The organism is Methylorubrum sp. SL192 (assembly GCF_026672325.1).
GTDB classification, from domain to species: domain Bacteria; phylum Pseudomonadota; class Alphaproteobacteria; order Rhizobiales; family Beijerinckiaceae; genus Methylobacterium; species Methylobacterium extorquens.
The window spans coordinates 1,844,705-1,859,839 of sequence record NZ_JAPPQV010000003.1; the positions used below are offsets into that span (position 1 = coordinate 1,844,705).

Consider the following 15,135-nt stretch of genomic DNA (forward strand, 5'->3'; position numbering starts at 1 on the left):
GACCGAATTGCCTCAGGCCGGCGTCCCTTTCGCCGGAAAGTGCCCAGGCACTGCTGCGCTTTGCATTTTGAATGTCGTGCGCGCGGGGCTAGAGCACGCCCTCGGACGATCGGATACCGGAGACACCAATCCCATGGCGAAAGTCGCGTTCCTGGGCCTCGGCGTGATGGGCTCGCCGATGGCGGGGCACCTTGCGAAGAAGGGGCACGACGTCACCGTCTTCAACCGCACCGGTGCCAAGGCTGAGGCGTGGGTCGCCGCCAATGGCGGCCAAGCCGCCGCAACGCCCCGCGAGGCGGCTGCCGGATGCACCATCGTCTTCGCCTGCGTCGGCAATGACGACGATTTGCGCTCGGTGGTGCTCGGCGCGGACGGTGCCGTTGCCGGCATGGAGAAGGGCGCGATCTTCGTCGATCACACCACTGCCTCGGCCGAGGTCGCCCGCGAACTGTCCGCAGCGGCAGATGCGGCCGGGCTTCGCTTCATCGACGCCCCGGTCTCCGGCGGTCAGGCCGGCGCGGAGAACGGCGTGCTCACCGTCATGTGCGGCGGCGAGGAGGCGACCTACGCCGAGGCCGAGCCGGTCATCATGGCCTACGCCAAGTCCTGTCGTCTGCTCGGGCCTTCCGGATCGGGCCAGCTCACCAAGATGGTCAACCAGATCGCCATTGCCGGGGCGGTGCAGGGGCTCTCGGAGGCGATCCACTTCGGCAAGCGCGCCGGCCTCGACATCGAGGCCGTGCTCGACGTCATCTCCAAGGGGGCAGCCGGCTCCTGGCAGATGGAGAATCGCGGCCGGACCATGAACGCGGACACATTCGACTTCGGCTTTGCGGTCGAGTGGATGCGCAAGGATCTCGGCATCCTGCTCGCCGAGTCGCGCCGCAATGGCGCCCGGCTGCCGGTGACGGCGCTGGTCGATCAGTTCTACGCTGAGGTTGAGGCCATGGGCGGTAAGCGCTGGGACACCTCGTCCCTCATCGCCCGACTGGAGCGCTGAGCCGGGCCTGGACCAGGGACCACGCCGCTTCCGGCGTGGTCCAGTGCCAATCCTCGCCCATCTGGTGGCGGAACCACGTGAACTGGCGCTTGGCGTAGCGGCGGGTGTCGCCCTGGCCACGCTGGATCGCTTCCTCGCGGGAGATCGTCCCGTCGAGATAGGCGATCAACCCCGGCACGCCGTGGGCGCGCATCACCGGTAGCAGCGGATCGAGACGCCGCTCCCGGAGCGCAGCGACCTCGTCCAGAGCGCCTTGCTCCATCATCGTCATGAAGCGCGCGTCGATGCGCTGGCGCAGGGCCTCGCGTTCGGTGGCAAGGAAGAGCTTCAGCAGTGGCTTTCCGGCGAGCGGGCCCGGCACACGCGCCTCGTGAAACGATCCGATGGAGCGGCCGGTCGCCGCGTGGATTTCGAGCGCCCGCATCACGCGCATCCGGTCCGAGGGCCGCAGCCGCTGGGCGCTCTCGGGATCACGCAAAGCGAGCGCGGCGTGAAGCGTTTCGGTCGGCTGTCCGTCCGCCTCCGCTCGGATCCGCTGTCGGACGGCGTCGGGCACCTCCGGCAGATCCGAGATGCCCTCATCCAGGCTACGGAAATAGAGGCCGGTGCCGCCGACGAAGATCGGCAGGGTGCCCGCATCCATCTCCGAAAGGAGCGCGGCCGCCTGCCGTTGGAAGTGTCCGACGGAGAAATTCACCGCCCCGTCGATGCTGCCGTAGAGGCGATGAGGGGCCAGCCCTTCCTCCTCAGCGGTGGGTCGCGCCGAGAGCACGCGCAGGTCGGCGTAGACCTGCATCGAATCGGTGTTGATCACCGTGCCGCCGAAGGCGCGCGCGATTCGTAACCCCAGTGCCGACTTGCCCGAGGCGGTGGGCCCTGCAATGAGGATGGCGGCCGGGCGCCCTGTTTCCTGCCCGTCCGGACTCTGCACGGCACATCTCCATGACCCTCGTCGCGACGCTGATAGCAAACCCCGCTCGGCCCGCCATCACCGATGCGGTGCTCGCCGAGGCGCGCCGCGTGACGCGGACGGAGCATCAACCGCGAACGCTCCACGGTGAGGTTGCGGCCGAGCTTCTGGTGCCGGGCGCACCCGACGAAGCGCCGGCCCTGACGGAGGCCCTGCGCGCGGCGTTCGGGTCCGAGCCGATCGACGTGGCCGTGCTCCCGCACGATCAGCACCGCCGCAAGCGGCTGTTTCTCGCCGACATGGATTCGACCATGATCGAGCAGGAATGCATCGACGAACTCGCCGATGTCGTCGGCATCAAGGATCAGGTGGCGACGATCACCGAGCGGGCCATGCGCGGCGAGGTGGCCTTCGAGCCGGCCCTGCGCGAGCGGGTGGGACTGTTGAAAGGCCTATCCGTCGGCGTGATTGATGGTCTGATCCGCGACGCCATCCGCCTCACGCCGGGCGGCGGCACCCTCGTTGCGACGATGCGGGCGCACGGCGCATTCACCTGCCTCGTCTCGGGCGGATTCACCCTGTTCACCGGCCCCATCGGCACCTGTCTCGGTTTCGATGAAACCCGCGCCAACCGCCTTGATGTAGCGGACGGACACCTGACGGGACGGGTGATCGAGCCGATCGTCGGCGCGGAGGCCAAGCGCGCGAGCCTCATCGAACTGCGCGAGCGGCTGGGCCTGAGCCCTGCGGAGACGATCGCTGTCGGTGACGGGGCGAACGACCTGCCGATGCTCGGAGAGGCCGGGCTCGGTGTCGCCTTCCGCGCCAAGCCGAAGGTGGCGCAGGCGGCGCAGGTGCGAATCGAACACGGCGACCTGACCGCGCTGCTTTATCTGCAGGGTTTCTCGGCGGCGGAGTTCGTCGCCTAGTCTTTTCCGGCCACGACCCGAAGCTTCGGGACGCAAACCGACTGCGTGCCATCCCCTCCTCCCCCGGTTCGGGAAGAGGGGATGGCAACACCGTCGATTGGGTCGCTGATTACTCCAACCCGATCGCCACGAAGCGCACGTCGCCGCTGGTGCTGGCCACCAGCAACAGGACCGACTTGCGGCCCTCCTTCTTGAGCGCCTCGACGCGCTTCGTCACGTCGGCCGGGTTCGAGATCGCCTCCTGGCCGACCTCGACGATGACCTCACCGGGCTGGATGCGCTTGTCGGCGGCGGTCGAGTTGGGATCGACCTTGGTGACGACCACGCCGGTCTTGACGCTCTCTTTGATGCCGTAGCGGCGCCGCACCTCGTCGTTGAGGCCGGAGAGGTTGAGGCCGAGGACCTGACGATTGACCGATTCCGCCTCCGGCTGCTTGAGGTTGGCGACCTGAGTCTTCTCGCCGTCCTCAAGGCGACCGAGCACGACGGATTTCGTCTGCTCCTCGCCCTTGCGCACGACCTGGACGTCCACGGACTTGCCCACCGGGGTCGCAGCGACGATGCGCGGCAGCTCGCTGGAGGATTTCACCGGAACACCGTTGAACTTGACGATAACGTCGCCGACCTCGAGCCCCGCGGTCTTGGCCGGGCCCTTCTCATCGACGCCGGCCACCAGCGCACCCTTGGCGCCGCCCTTCAGGCCGAGCGCCTCGGCGGTGGCCTCATCGACGTTCTGGATGCGCACGCCGATCCAGCCGCGGCGGACCTCGCCGAACTGGCGGAGCTGATCGACGACCTGACCGGCGGTTGCCGACGGCACCGCGAAGCCGATGCCGACCGAGCCGCCCGAGGGCGAAAGGATCGCGGTGTTGATGCCGATCACCTCGCCGTCCATGTTGAACAGCGGACCGCCGGAATTGCCCTTGTTGATGGCCGCGTCGGTCTGGATGTAGTTGTCGTAGGGACCGGACTCGATGTTGCGGCCCCGCGCCGAGACGATGCCGGCGGAGACCGAGCCGCCGAGGCCGAACGGGTTGCCGATCGCCATCACCCAGTCGCCCGGGCGCATCTTGTCGGAATCGCCGAAGGGCACGGCCTTGAGCGGGCGCTCGGCGGTCGGCTTCACCCGAAGCAGGGCGAGGTCGATCTTCGAATCCTTGCCGATGATCTCCGCCTTGAGCTTGGTGCCGTCGCTCAGGATGACCTGAATGTCGTTGGCGTCGCCGATGACGTGGTTGTTCGTCACCACGATGCCCGAGGCGTCGATGATGAAGCCGGAGCCGAGCGAGTTCGACTTGCGCGTCGGTCCGCGCGGGCTTTCGTCGTCACCCTTCGGCACGCCCTGGCCGCGCCGCTTGAAGAACTCCTCGAAGAGATCCTCGAACGGGGTGCCCTGAGGCAGTTGCGGCATGGTCCGGCCGCCGCGGTTGCTGGCTTCGACCGTTGTCGAGGCCGAAATGTTCACCACCGCATCCGTCACCTTGTCGGCAAGGTCGGCGAGTGATTCCGGGCCACGGGCGAAGGCGGGGAGCGGTAGGGCGGTGACCGTGACGGTGACGCCCAGCACCGCAGCGGCCAGGGCCGATGAGGCGCGCCGGGCAAACGACGGCGTTCGACCCCGGACGGCGTTTGCGGCGAGTCTCATGGACGATTCCTCAAGCTCAAAGAGTGCCTGTTTCAGGCCGACTTATAGATTCAGCGGCCGGCACCCCGATCAAGGGTGCCGGCCGCGATGGTCGTATCGGTCGCAGATCGCTCAGCGCGCGGTGCCCGAAGCCGTCGGCTCGGCGTCGTTGCGGGCACCCTGCGGACGGCGTCCCTGCGGATCATTGAAGAAGCGGAAGAAGTCCGAGTTCGGACTCACCACAAGGCGGGTGTCCTGCCCCTTCAGCGCCTGCTCGTAAGCCTGCATCGAGCGATAGAAGGCGAAGAAGTTGGCATCCTGGCTGAACGCCTCGGCGAGGATGCGGTTTCTCTCCGCGTCGCCCTCACCGCGCAGCTCTTCCTGCTTCTGATTGGCCTCGGCCAGGATCACGACGACGTCGCGGTCGGCCTTGGCGCGGATCAGCGTCGCCGCCTGATCGCCGTTGGCGCGAATGTCGGTCGCCTCCTTCTTCCGCTCCGACGTCATGCGGTCGTAGACCGCTTGGCTGTTCTTGGCGGGAAGGTCGACACGGGTCATGCGCAGATCGACGATCTCGATGCCGAGACTCTTGGCCTGCTTGTTCACGTCCTCCTGAATCGTGTTCATCAGGTCGGCACGCTCCGTCCGCACGATGGCGTCGCGGCTGGTGCGGGCCAGAACGTTGCGGAGGGCCGAGTTGGTGAAGCTCGCCAGACGCTGGTTGGCCAGGGCGATCGTCCCCGCCGCCTGGTAGAACTTCAGCGGATCGATGATCCGGTAGCGGGCGAAGGCATCCACTTCGAGGTTCTGCCGGTCGGCGGTGAGCAGGGTCTGAACCGGAAGGTCGAGATCCAGCACCCGCTTGTCGAACAGCACGACGCTGTCGGTGAACGGCACCTTGAAGTAGAGGCCGGGCTTGTTCTGGCCCACGGGGTTCAGCACGTCGCGCACGCGGCCGAGCTGAAGCACGAGCGCCTGCTGCATCTGTCCTACGGTGAAGACGGAGGCGTAGAGGCCGATCGCGGCGACCGCCGCGAGGATGACCAGGCCGGTCCGAATGGCTGGATTGTTCATCGGCCCGTCGCTCCGTTCGTCTGCGTCCGCCCATTCTCCATCAGAGGCAGCACCGGCAGCACGCCCGCGGCGTTGGCACCGGCCACGCCACCGTTCTGATCGATGATCACCTTGTTCACGGAGCCGAGCACGCGCTCCATCGTCTCGAGGAAGATCCGTTCGCGGATGACCTCGGGCGCGACCTTGTAGGAGTCGTAGACCTGACGGAAGCGGGACGCCTGACCGGTCGCCTCGGAGGTGGCCTGGGACTTGTAGGCCTCGGCCGCTTGCATGACCTTGCTGGCATTGCCTCGGGCTTCCGGCGTCACGCGGCTGGCATAGGTCTCGGCCTCGTTACGCACCTGCTGGGCATATTGCTGCGCCGCGTTTACGTCGATGAAGGCGGGCCGCACCTCCGGGGGAGGGGTCACGCTGGTGAGCTGCACGACCTCGATCCGCACGCCCGCGCCGTACTCGTCCAGAGCGCTCTGCACGATCTCCTTGACCTCCTGAGAGATGCTGGACTGCTCGTTGGTCAGGATCGCCTGGATGTTGCGGCGGCCGATCACCTCGCGCATCGCGCTCTCGGCGATGGCCTTGATCGTCCCGTCCGGGTTGGCGAGGTTGAAGACGTAGTCCTCCGCCTTGAGCGGATTAACGCGCCACTGCACCTCGAAATCGATGTCGACGATGTTCTCGTCGCCGGTGAGCATCAGGCTCTCTTCCGGCACGTCGCGCTGACGCGTCGTGTTGCCGGCGGCCATGTAGCCGATCGGAATCGAGTTCACGATGCCGACGTTGGGCTTCTGCACAGAGCCGATCGGGTAGGGGAAGTTGTAGCGCAGGCCTTCACCGGACTGGCCGGTATAGCGCCCGAAGATCGTGTTGATGCCGACCTCGTTCGGCTTCACGATGTAGAATCCGGTCAGCAGCCACGCGCCGAGCACGAGGCCCGCTGCCAGGAGGAGTCCCTTGCCGCCGCCGAAGCCTCCGCCCGGCATGACGCCGCGGAGACGATCCTGGCCGCGCCGGAGCAGATCCTCGAGATCGGGGGGCGTCTTGCCGCCGCCCCCGCCACCCCAGGGACCGCCGCCGTTACCGCCGCCGCCGCCGGGACGGCCCCAGGGGCCACCTCCGCCGCCGCTCTGATTGCTCCAAGGCATTCTCGACGTGAACTCCTGCTGAAGCCGGTCCCCGCGAATGCGGACGACCCTGGCCCTAAAACCCTGGCCCTAAACGCGGTCCGTCGCCCCGCCATGGGGCGGGAAAAGCCGGTTTTCCCAATTTTCCCAAGCGCCAGAACGCGTTTGCAGTGCCGCACGGACGCTGCGCACCAGAGTGGCGCCGCGCAGTCCTGTCAAGGCTGGCAGGTGGGCCCACACCGCGTCAACCGCAACGGCCGTTCGTGCCACGAAACTCTTTCCGCCCCTGCGGCCAAAGCGCCGGATGCCCGGTCAACGGCTGCCCAACCGCTCCAAGTCCACGAATTGAAACGCGAACTCGTCGCGCTCGCCGGGGCCGTGCGCCTCGCGCAACGTCTCATGGAAGAGAGACCGGTCGAAGGGCGGAAAGTACGCATCGCCCTCGGGCGCCGCATCGACTTCGGTGAGATGCAGCCGGTCGGCATGGGGCAGGGAGAGCCGGTAGATCTCGGCGCCGCCCACCACCATCAGTTCGTCGTCCCCGGCGGCGGCGAGCGCTTCGTCCCAATCATGCACGACGGTCACGTCGGGGAGGGCGAGGCTGCGGTCGCGGGTGATGACCAGACTGCGCCGTCCGGGCAGGGGGCGGCCGATCGAATCCCAGGTCTTGCGCCCCATCAGGATCGGCTTGCCCATGGTGAGCGCCTTGAAGCGCTTCAGGTCGCTGGAGAGCCGCCACGCGAGGCTGTTGTCGCGGCCGATCACGTCGTTGCGGGCGATGGCCGCGACCAGAGAGATGCGGGGTTGAGCCATCAGACCGCCACCGGTGCCTTGATCGCGGGATGCGGGTCGTAGCCTTCGATCACGATATCCTCGAAGCGGAAGTCGAACAGCGAGCGCACCTCCGGGTTCAGTCGCAGCCGGGGCAGGGGCCGCGGCTCGCGCGAAAGCTGGAGGTGGGTCTGCTCCAGATGGTTGGCGTAGAGATGCGCGTCGCCGAAGGTATGGACGAAGTCGCCGGCCTTGAGCCCGGTCACCTGCGCCATCATCGCGGTGAGCAGGGCGTAGCTGGCGATGTTGAAGGGGACGCCGAGGAAGGCGTCGGCCGAGCGCTGGTAGAGCTGGCAGGACAGGCGCTCGTCCGCCACGTAGAACTGGAACAGGCAGTGGCAGGGGGCGAGCGCCATCCGATCGAGGTCGGCCGGGTTCCAGGCTGAGACGATGAGGCGGCGCGAATCCGGGTTGCGGGCGATCTCGTCGAGGATCCAGGCGATCTGATCGACGGTGCCGCCGTCGGGCTTTGCCCAGGAGCGCCACTGCTTCCCGTAGACGGGGCCGAGATCGCCATTCGCGTCGGCCCACTCGTCCCAGATCGTGACGCCGTTCACCTTGAGATAGGCGACGTTGGTGTCGCCCTTCAGGAACCACAGCAGCTCGTGGACGATCGAGCGCAGGTGGAGCTGCTTCGTCGTCACCAGGGGAAAGCCGTCCGCCAGATCGAACCGCATCTGGTGGCCGAACACCGAGAGCGTGCCCGTGCCGGTTCGGTCCTCCTTGCGGACGCCCTCGGACAGAATGCGGGTGAGCAGATCGTGATAGGCGCGCATGGCCCCTCAGGTCTGGCAAGTGCCCCGGCGGATGTCGAGTCGGGCCTTGCTGCCGTCCCGCCTTTCCGCTGGTCTTGGTTACGCGGGATCGGGCTCTACCGGAGGAGGCTCGGACCGAGCTGGTAGGCCAGCAAACAGAAATTGCTCCAGCCGTGCAGCAGGATGCAGGGCCAGAGCCGGCCGGTGCGCCAGCGCAGCCAGCCGAGGGTGAGCGCGAGCGGCAACAGGGTCAGCGGCCGCGCGAGCGCGCTCTTGGCGCCCGGATCGAGGGAGACGTGGGCGAGGCAGAACAGGAGCGCCGTCGCGACGATCGTTCCCGCCGGCCCGAGGAAGGCGCTGGCCCGGGCAAAGGTCTCGCCCCGCAGCAGCAATTCCTCCGCGACTGGGGCCAGCACCACGACGAAAGCGAACCACAGGCCGAGCATCGTCGGGTTCAGAAAGGGCGAGAGACGGACCCCGCTACCGAAATTCATGTGGAGGGCTGCCGCCGTCGTCGTCACCCAGGCGATGTGGATCATCGGCCAGAGCGGGAGCAGCAGCCAGAGCCGCCGCATGGGCAAACGGGGTTCGAGGGGGCGGGCCAGTCCGAGACGCTGGCGCCAGGCGCGGCCGCCGGCCCAGGCGGCAAGCCCGATCACGAGCCCGGCCATCAGCACTTGCCGCAGGGCATCCATCATGACGCCGCGCCCCGTCACCTCCGACAGGGGCAGCCGCGGGCGCGCGGCGGCGTTCGTGAACGGGTCGATGCCGAGCCGCAGATCGCCGCCGACACGCACGATGAGGATGGCGAGGCCGCTCGCCAGAAGCAGGATGGCGAGCGGGACCGCGATGAGCAGCAGCACCCGGCCGAACCATGACAAACCCGCTGCGAGCAGGGGTTTCGACGGGCGTGCGTCGGCGGCGGCGGGCGGCATATCGGCCACGCTCGCAACGCGGAGCGGGTCTGAGCGCAGATCGCTCTTCAAAACCGCCGTCGGCCTCTCTATATTCGCTTTGCCGGTCGCAAGGCCGGCTATGGCGATAAACGTTCTTCGAAATAAACCTATCGGACCCGGGGGCGGTACCCGGCGCCTCCACCCGAACCCAGGACCGATGGCCGCACGGCCTCACGTGTTGGGTTCCGGCGGGGGCGAAATAGGATCGACGAGGGCGTAAAGGGTGAACTTTCGCTCGGCATGGTTCCGCCGTTATCGGGCCTTTGCAATAGTTGCCAACGACAACTTTGCTCCGGTGGCTGTCGCCGCGTAAGCGGTGTCAAAAACCGACCTAAAGTCCTAGCGGGTAGCACCGCATAGGCGGGGTTCGGAGGTACCTGGCAACAGAAACCTCCACTCAATTTCCACGACCCGGCGCAGCCCAATCCCGGCCGTGACCGGTGAAGCGAGCGCCGATGGCCGAAGATCTGATCCGTTACGATCTCCTGGTTCAGGACGCCCTGCGCGGTGTCGTGCGCAAGGTGCTGACCGACGCCGCGCGTGAAGGGCTGTCGGGCGAGCATCACTTCTACATCTCGTTCCGCACCGAGGCGCCGGGCGTGCGCATGTCGCAGCGCCTGCGCGAGAAGTACCCGCAGGACATGACGATCGTCCTGCAGCACCAGTTCTGGGATCTCGGCGTGACCGAGCACAGCTTCGAGGTCGGGCTGTCCTTCTCGGGCGTGCCGGAGCGGCTGCTGATCCCGTTCGACGCCCTGTCCGGCTTCTTCGATCCGTCGGTGCAGTTCGGCCTCAAGTTCGATCTGAACGAGGGTGCCGAGGGCGAGCAGACGGAGGAGACGCAGCCGAGTGCGCCGGCCAAGACCGGCCCGCGCGGAGCCGGCTCCGAGCCTGCCGAGATCAAGCCGAAGAGCACGGGTCTCGCCACGGTGCAGAACGGTCCGAAGATCGTTCCGGCCCTTCCCGCCTCCGGAAAGGCGAAGACGGATCTCAAGCCGGACAACAAGCCCGAGGACGGCGCCGAGGCCAAGCCTGAAGCCGCCGAGAAGACGGATCGCGACGGCACTGCCGAAGTCGTGAGCCTCGACGCCTTCCGTAAGAAGAACTGATTCTTTTTCTCCCGCGACCGCTCCTCCTCCGGGGGGAGCGGTCGCGTGCGTCAGACGCGCCGCTGGGCCAGCATCCGCAGGCCGTCCTTCGGCCGCAGCGTCACGCGGTGGAGCGGCGTGACCGGCGGATGATCCGCCGGCAAGGTGAACCGCACCGCGCGCGCCACGTGAGCCAGCACCAGCGTTGCCTCCTGCACGGAAAAGCTTTGGCCGATGCAAACGCGCGGACCCGCCCCGAACGGCAGGTAGGCGAAGCGTTCGACGCTTTCGCGCCGCTCCCCGAGGAAGCGCTCGGGGATGAAGGCGTCCGGCTCATCCCACAGCTTGCGGTGCCGGTGCATCACCCAGGGCGCGATGATGACGGTCGAGTTGCGCGGGATCTTCACCCGCCCGATCCGGTCCTCGCGCAGCGCTTGGCGGCTGAGGAACGGCACCGGCGGGAACAGCCGCATGGTCTCCTCCATCACCGCCTTGGTGAAGGGCAGCCGGTCGAGTTGCAGCGCGCCGTCCGGTCCGGCAGCGGCATCGACCTCCGCTTCCACGCGCGCCCGCGCCGCCTCGTCCTGCGACAGGCAGTAAAGCGCCCAGGTCAGGGCGTTGGCCGTGGTCTCGTGGCCGGCGGCGATGAAGGTAACGATGTTGGCCTTCACCTCGAGGTCGGAGAGGCCGCGACCGGTCTCCGGGTCCTGGGCGGCTAGTAGCAGTGTCATCAGATCATGTGGCGCCTCGCCGCGGGCGAGCGCTGCCTTTCGCTCGTCGAGGAGGGTATCGACCACCTCGGCGAAGAACCGCAGCGCCGGCCGCGCCCGCAGCCGGCCGAGCCGCGGCACGAAGGCGGGGAAGCCGAACACGTCGAGGGGGTCGATCGGCCCGATCGATTCGAGCAGGCGGGTGATAGCGCGTCCGAGCGCGTCGGGATCGCCGGGCAGGCCTTGCGTGAAGATCGTCCGCTCCAGCACGTCGAGGGTGGCGCGGGTCATCTCCAGGGCGACATCGACCGTGGCACCGTCGCGCCGGGCCAGCCGCCGGCCGAGCCGGGAGCCGGCGGCATCCATCTGCGCAACGAAGCCCGCCACATGGCGCGCGGAAAAAATCGGTGCCAGCGTGCGCCGTTGAAGCCGCCACTCGTCGCCTTCCGCCGTGAGCAGGCCGTCGCCGAGGCCCGGCGCCAGCACCCGCTTCTGCAGGTCGTCCTTGCGGTAGTAGGCGGCGCGCTCCACCAGCAGGTAGCGCACCAGGGCCGGGTCGCTCACGACGGTGATGCGCCCCATCGCCGTCTCGCCCGCGACGACGAATTCCTCGAAATGCGCGTCCATCCACGTCGCGATCGGGTTCTCGCGCACCTTTTTCAGGAAAGCGAAGAGACCGAGCGGCTGCGTGAGCGGCGGCGGCACCTTGGGCCGGAAAAGCGGTGTGGTCGTCGGAGGCGCGAGGGGCAGCGTATCCAGCATCGGCAGGCGAACAACCTCGGCGGTAACGGAGTGCGCGATGCGTCATCCCCCGTTCCGGGCTGGCATCGCGCTTGTCATCGTGCTTCGTTAAGTAGGGCCGCATCAGAGCCAACGAAGAGGCCACGATGTCGCCGCACGAGAACCCTTCCGTCGAGACGCGCACCGAGTCCGACACTTTCGGCCCGATCGAAGTGCCCGCCCACCGCTACTGGGGCGCCCAGACGCAGCGCTCGATCCAGAACTTCAAGATCGGCACCGAGCGCCAGCCGGCGCCGCTCGTCCATGCGCTCGGCATCGTCAAGCAGGCGGCCGCGCTGGTGAACAAGGATCTCGGCGGCCTCGATCCGAAGATCGCCGACGCGATCGCCGAATCCGCTGCCGAAGTGGTCGCCGGACAGCACGATGACGAGTTCCCGCTGGTGGTATGGCAGACGGGCTCGGGCACGCAGTCCAACATGAACGCCAACGAGGTGATCGCGAGCCTCGCCAACGAGCGGCTCGGAGGCAAGCGCGGCGGCAAGTCACCGGTCCACCCCAACGATCATTGCAACCGCGGTCAGTCCTCGAACGACACCTTCCCCACCGCCATGCACATTGCGGTTGCCCGCGAGGTTCAGGAGCGGCTGCTGCCGGCGCTCTCCCACCTGCACACGGCGCTCGACGCCAAGGCGAAGGAGTTCGAGAGCATCGTCAAGATCGGCCGCACGCACTTGCAGGATGCGACGCCGGTCTCGCTCGGCCAGGAATTCTCCGGCTACGCCGCGCAGGTCGCGCTCGGTGGCGCGCGCATCGCCGCCACGCTCCCCGGCGTGCTGGCGCTGGCGCAGGGCGGCACCGCCGTCGGCACCGGCCTCAACGCGCATCCGGAATTCGCGGAGCGGTTCGCGGCCAAGGTCGCGGAGTTGACCGGGCTGCCCTTCACCTCGGCCGAGAACAAGTTCGAAGCGCTCGCCACCCACGACGCCCTCGTCTTCCTCCAGGGCGCGCTGACGGCTTTGGCCTCGGGCCTGTTCAAGATCGCCAACGACATCCGCCTGCTCGGCTCCGGCCCGCGCTCGGGCCTTGGCGAATTGTCGCTGCCGGAGAACGAGCCCGGCTCGTCGATCATGCCGGGCAAGGTCAACCCGACCCAGTGCGAGGCGCTGACGATGGTCTGCGCGCAGGTGGTCGGCAACGGCACCACGGTGAGCTTTGCCGGCTCACAGGGTCATTTCGAGCTCAACGTGTTCAAGCCGGTGATCGCCAACGCGGTGCTGCAATCGGTGCGGATTCTGGCCGACGCCTCTGTCAGCTTCACCGACAACTGCGTCGTCGGCATCAAGGCCAACACCGACCGGATCAGCGACCTGATGAGCCGCTCGCTCATGCTGGTGACGGCGCTCGCGCCGTCGATCGGCTACGACAAGGCCGCCGAGATCGCCAAGACCGCGCACAAGAACGGCACCACCCTGAAGGAAGAGGCGCTGCGGCTCGGCTATGTGACGGACGAGGAGTTCGAGCGGGTCGTGCGCCCCGAAACCATGCTGGCGCCCAGCGCGGAATAAGCGCTAGTTTCGCTTCCCGGCGCGGGCTCTCCGCGCCGGGTCGTCCGGAGGGCTGACACGGTGGCCGAGATCATCAACCTGCGCCAGGTGCGCAAGGACCGTGAGAAGGCAGCGAAAGAGGCCAAGGCCGCGGAGAACCGCATCCTCTTCGGCCGGCCGAAGAAGGCGAAGACGCTGGCCGAGACGCGCAAGGCGATCGAGCAGTCCCGCCACGAGGGTCACCGCCTCGCTGATCCCGACAAGGAATGACGCGCGCGCCCCTGCGGGAGAACGCCAAACGCTCCGTGATGATCGCAGGCCACCGCACCAGCGTGTCGCTGGAGGCGGAGTTCTGGACTGCGTTGCAAGAGATCGCGCAGGCGCGCGGACAATCGGTGCAGGCGCTGATCGGCGCGATCGATTCCGAGCGCGGCGCGCGCAACCTCTCCTCCGCGATCCGGGTGTTCGTGCTCGGCGCGTTTCGCGACGAGCGCGCGCCGTCAGAGCGCCCCCTCGCGGATCGCGCCGGGATCGGCCAGGGCGTGCAGGAGACCGGCGGCGGAATGAGCGAAGCGTAGGGTGACCGACTTGCGCCGGGCCGGGCTCAGGGGATGGTCCGGCGGCTCACGCAGGATCGCTGCGCCGAAGGAATCGGCGACGATGAGGCCGCATTCCTCCGGGATCAGCGATTCCGGCACCGTTTCGGGGATCGCAAAGAAGAAGCGGTCGCAATAGTCGCGGTAATCCGGCCATTTCCGGTCGGCGCGAAAGTCGGCGACGCTCGATTTGATTTCGATGATGGTGAGCCGTCCGGCGCCGCAGAGCGCGATCACGTCGGCGCGGCGCCCGTTGGCGAGCGAGAATTCTGGCAGGCTCACGCAGCCCATTTCGGCGAGCAGGCGTCGGACCCCGCGCTGAATGTTGAGCGCAGTCGGTGACTGGCGCCGGTCCGGCGGCAGGACGATATGGGCGAGAGCTGTGGACATGCCGGGGCGTTGGCTTGCGGATGAGGCCGAATCGAGTCCGCACATCCTGCCAGCGCGATTACCTCAGTGTCACCCGCCGCTTTGCCGCACGGCCAAAGCGGCCCGGATCGCCGCGAACCCGTCCGTGAGAGCGGCGGGGCCCGGCTGGAGGATCAGCGGCGACTTGATCTCGTAGATGCGCCCCGCCGCTACGGCGGGAATCGCGTGCCATCCGGGCCTAGAGCGGATGCGCTCGACGTTGACGCGTTTGCCGCACCAGGAGGCGAGGATCACGTCGGGTGCGGCCGCGATCACCTGCTCCGCGGTGACGATCCGGTCCTTCGCCGCCTGTGCGCGGCTGAGGTCCGGAAACACGTCCTGCCCGCCGGCATAGCCGATCAGGTCGGAGACCCAGCCGATGCCGGAAATCATCGGCTCGTCCCATTCCTCGAAATAGACCTTCGGCCGTACGCGTCCTGCGTTCTCGGTGGCAGCCTCGGCGAGGTGCGCCGCGTAGGACTGCGCCAGCGCTTCAGCCCGCTCCGCCGCGCCGACGAGGGCGCCGACGGTGCGGATCATCGCGAGGCAGCCTTCTACATCGCGCTGGTTGAACAGGTGGACCGCCACGCCGGCGCGGGCGAGGCTGGCGACGATCTCGGCCTGAAGATCCGAGAAGGCGAGGACGAGGTCCGGTTCGAGGGCGAGAATCTTCGGCAGATCGGCGCTGGTGAAGGCCGAGACCCGCGGCTTCTCCCGGCGCACCTGCGGCGGGCGCACGGCGTAGCCCGAAACGCCGACGATGCGGCGATCCTCGCCCAGCAGATAGAGCGTCTCGACGGTCTCCTCGGTGAGGCAGACAATGCGTTCGGGCGGAAAGCGTCGCATGG

The 15,135-nt window shown here is 67.8% G+C and carries 16 protein-coding genes and 1 other RNA gene; 7 read left to right on the forward strand and 10 right to left on the reverse strand.

Annotated elements, in window-relative coordinates; genetic code table 11:
* Positions 1–133 precede the first annotated feature (133 nt).
* Entirely contained in the window at positions 134–1,000 is an 867-nt protein-coding gene (locus tag OVA30_RS09445) for an NAD(P)-dependent oxidoreductase (RefSeq protein WP_268175279.1), read from the forward strand.
* On the opposite strand, the gene miaA is transcribed toward OVA30_RS09445, so the two are convergent.
* The gene (gene miaA, locus OVA30_RS09450) at positions 978–1,931 is read right to left on the reverse strand and encodes a tRNA (adenosine(37)-N6)-dimethylallyltransferase MiaA (protein WP_268175280.1); all 954 of its coding nucleotides are present in this window, start codon (positions 1,929–1,931) and stop codon (positions 978–980) included. The two genes, OVA30_RS09445 and miaA, sit on opposite strands and share 23 nt — an antisense overlap.
* A gap of 11 nt (positions 1,932–1,942) precedes the next feature.
* Here miaA and serB point away from each other — a divergent pair, with 11 nt between their 5' ends.
* A complete protein-coding gene (serB, locus tag OVA30_RS09455; protein WP_268175281.1) occupies positions 1,943–2,839 on the forward strand; it encodes a phosphoserine phosphatase SerB in 897 nt (298 codons plus the stop codon).
* A 109-nt stretch (positions 2,840–2,948) separates the two neighbouring features.
* Here serB and OVA30_RS09460 read toward each other — a convergent pair whose 3' ends face one another.
* The 6 genes from OVA30_RS09460 to OVA30_RS09485 form a co-directional block, all read right to left on the reverse strand.
* Positions 2,949–4,484 carry a Do family serine endopeptidase gene (locus OVA30_RS09460; protein ID WP_268175282.1) on the reverse strand — a complete coding sequence of 512 codons (1,536 nt, stop codon included), beginning with the start codon at positions 4,482–4,484 and terminating at the stop codon, positions 2,949–2,951.
* A 111-nt stretch (positions 4,485–4,595) separates the two neighbouring features.
* Complete coding sequence (gene hflC, locus OVA30_RS09465; RefSeq protein WP_015823005.1) at positions 4,596–5,537, reverse strand: protease modulator HflC; 942 nt, start codon at positions 5,535–5,537, stop codon at positions 4,596–4,598.
* Entirely contained in the window at positions 5,534–6,679 is a 1,146-nt protein-coding gene (gene hflK / locus OVA30_RS09470; protein ID WP_056118653.1) for an FtsH protease activity modulator HflK, read from the reverse strand. Before hflK ends, hflC begins: the two co-directional genes overlap by 4 nt.
* 291 nt (positions 6,680–6,970) lie before the next feature.
* Positions 6,971–7,471 (reverse strand): dihydrofolate reductase, encoded by a 501-nt coding sequence (locus tag OVA30_RS09475; RefSeq protein ID WP_268175283.1) that lies wholly within the window; start codon positions 7,469–7,471, stop codon positions 6,971–6,973.
* On the reverse strand, positions 7,471–8,265 hold the full coding sequence (locus tag OVA30_RS09480) for a thymidylate synthase (protein ID WP_268175284.1): 795 nt from the start codon (positions 8,263–8,265) through the stop codon (positions 7,471–7,473). Before OVA30_RS09480 ends, OVA30_RS09475 begins: the two co-directional genes overlap by 1 nt.
* Positions 8,266–8,360: 95 nt before the next feature.
* A complete protein-coding gene (locus tag OVA30_RS09485) occupies positions 8,361–9,179 on the reverse strand; it encodes a CPBP family intramembrane glutamic endopeptidase (protein WP_268175285.1) in 819 nt (272 codons plus the stop codon).
* Positions 9,180–9,221: 42 nt separating this feature from the next.
* Here OVA30_RS09485 and ssrA point away from each other — a divergent pair.
* Together ssrA and OVA30_RS09495 are read left to right on the forward strand one after the other, a co-directional pair.
* Positions 9,222–9,598, forward strand: a transfer-messenger RNA (tmRNA) gene (gene ssrA, locus OVA30_RS09490).
* Between the two features lie 57 nt (positions 9,599–9,655).
* Positions 9,656–10,309 carry an SspB family protein gene (locus OVA30_RS09495; protein WP_076643622.1) on the forward strand — a complete coding sequence of 218 codons (654 nt, stop codon included), beginning with the start codon at positions 9,656–9,658 and terminating at the stop codon, positions 10,307–10,309.
* Between the two features lie 50 nt (positions 10,310–10,359).
* On the opposite strand, the gene OVA30_RS09500 is transcribed toward OVA30_RS09495, so the two are convergent.
* Entirely contained in the window at positions 10,360–11,760 is a 1,401-nt protein-coding gene (locus OVA30_RS09500) for a cytochrome P450 (protein WP_268175286.1), read from the reverse strand.
* A gap of 125 nt (positions 11,761–11,885) precedes the next feature.
* On the opposite strand from OVA30_RS09500, the gene fumC reads away from it, so the two are divergent.
* From fumC to OVA30_RS09515, 3 genes are read left to right on the forward strand one after another with little or no spacing between them, the layout of a single operon-like run.
* A complete protein-coding gene (gene fumC, locus OVA30_RS09505; protein WP_015951162.1) occupies positions 11,886–13,304 on the forward strand; it encodes a class II fumarate hydratase in 1,419 nt (472 codons plus the stop codon).
* A 60-nt stretch (positions 13,305–13,364) separates the two neighbouring features.
* The gene (locus tag OVA30_RS09510; protein WP_003597777.1) at positions 13,365–13,553 is read left to right on the forward strand and encodes a DUF4169 family protein; all 189 of its coding nucleotides are present in this window, start codon (positions 13,365–13,367) and stop codon (positions 13,551–13,553) included.
* Positions 13,550–13,861, forward strand: a complete 312-nt coding sequence (locus OVA30_RS09515) for a ribbon-helix-helix domain-containing protein (RefSeq protein WP_003597778.1) — start codon at positions 13,550–13,552, stop codon at positions 13,859–13,861. Before OVA30_RS09510 ends, OVA30_RS09515 begins: the two co-directional genes overlap by 4 nt.
* On the opposite strand, the gene OVA30_RS09520 is transcribed toward OVA30_RS09515, so the two are convergent.
* Both OVA30_RS09520 and OVA30_RS09525 read right to left on the reverse strand, forming a co-directional pair.
* Positions 13,784–14,269, reverse strand: a complete 486-nt coding sequence (locus OVA30_RS09520) for an MmcB family DNA repair protein (RefSeq protein WP_003597780.1) — start codon at positions 14,267–14,269, stop codon at positions 13,784–13,786. The two genes, OVA30_RS09515 and OVA30_RS09520, sit on opposite strands and share 78 nt — an antisense overlap.
* Before the next feature lie 69 nt (positions 14,270–14,338).
* Positions 14,339–15,133 carry a cobalamin-binding protein gene (locus OVA30_RS09525; RefSeq protein ID WP_268175287.1) on the reverse strand — a complete coding sequence of 265 codons (795 nt, stop codon included), beginning with the start codon at positions 15,131–15,133 and terminating at the stop codon, positions 14,339–14,341.
* Positions 15,134–15,135: the final 2 nt, after the last annotated feature.